The organism is Streptomyces sp. NPDC051172 (assembly GCF_040682555.1).
GTDB lineage: Bacteria > Actinomycetota > Actinomycetes > Streptomycetales > Streptomycetaceae > Streptomyces.
In genome coordinates this window covers 1-1,204 of the sequence record NZ_JBFBBE010000399.1, presented here as the reverse complement: position 1 = coordinate 1,204, position 1,204 = coordinate 1, and the positions used below count along the sequence as shown (strand labels likewise).

The following is a 1,204-nucleotide window of genomic DNA, read 5'->3' as shown; positions in this document are numbered from 1 at the left end:
TGACCGCGTCCACCAGCTTCTGGGCCTCCGCCTGCACCTGCTTCAGGTGCTCGGGGCCGCGGAAGGACTCCGCGTAGATCTTGTAGACGTCCTCGGTGCCGGAGGGCCGGGCCGCGAACCACGCGTGCTGCGTGACCACCTTGAGCCCGCCGATCGGGGCGTCGTTGCCCGGGGCGTTGGTCAGCGTCGCGAGGATGGTCTCGCCGGCCAGCTCGGTCACGGGGACGTCGTCGGGGGAGAGGGTCTTCAGCTTCGCCTTCTGCTCGGCGGTCGCGGGGGCGTCGATGCGCGCGTACGCCGGGTCGCCGTGCAGGGCCACGAGGTCGCGGTATCGCTCGGACGGGGACTGGCCCGTCACGGCGATGATCTCCGCGGCCAGCAGGCACAGCAGCAGCCCGTCCTTGTCCGTGGACCACGGGCTGCCGTCGAACTGCACGAAGGACGCGCCCGCGGACTCCTCGCCGCCGAACACGCCGGTGCCCGTCAGCAGGCCCGGCACGAACCACTTGAAGCCCACCGGCACCTCCACGAGCTCGCGGCCCAGATCCCCGGCCACGCGGTCGATCATCGAGGAGCTCACCAGGGTCTTGCCCACGCCCGCGCTCTGGGGCCACTGCTCGCGGTGGCGGTACAGGTAGTCGATGGCCACGGCGAGGTAGTGGTTCGGGTTCATCAGCCCGCCGTCGGGGGTGACGATCCCGTGCCGGTCCGCGTCGGCGTCGTTGCCGGTGGCGACGTCGAAGGGCGCCTGCCCGTCCGCGTCCGGGGTCATCCGCTCGATCAGCGAGGCCATCGCGTTCGGCGACGAGCAGTCCATGCGGATCTTGCCGTCCCAGTCCAGGGTCATGAACCCGAACCGCGGGTCCACCTCCGGATTCACCACGGTCAGATCCAGCCCGTGGCGGTCGGCGATCTCGCCCCAGTACGCCACGGACGCCCCACCCATGGGGTCGGCGCCGATGCGCACGCCCGCCTCGCGGATCGCCTCCACGTCGATCACCTGCGGCAGATCGGACACGTACCGGTCCAGGAAGTCGAAGCCGCCCAGCTTCGCGTGGCCGGCGACGTCGGCGCTCGCCACCCGGTGCACGCCCGCCAGCCCGGCGGCGAGCAGCTCGTTGGCGCGGTCGGCGATCCACGTGGTCGCCTCGGTGTCCGCGGGGCCGCCGTGGGGCGGGTTGTACTTGAAGCCGCCGTCCGCGGG

1 protein-coding gene is annotated in these 1,204 nt (G+C 72.1%); it reads right to left on the bottom strand.

Annotation, left to right across the window (positions count from 1 at the left end; all coding sequences use genetic code 11):
- Positions 1-1,204 (bottom strand): phosphoglucomutase, alpha-D-glucose phosphate-specific (locus tag AB0N07_RS51435; protein ID WP_365847950.1); only part of this gene is annotated, 1,204 nt, incomplete at both ends.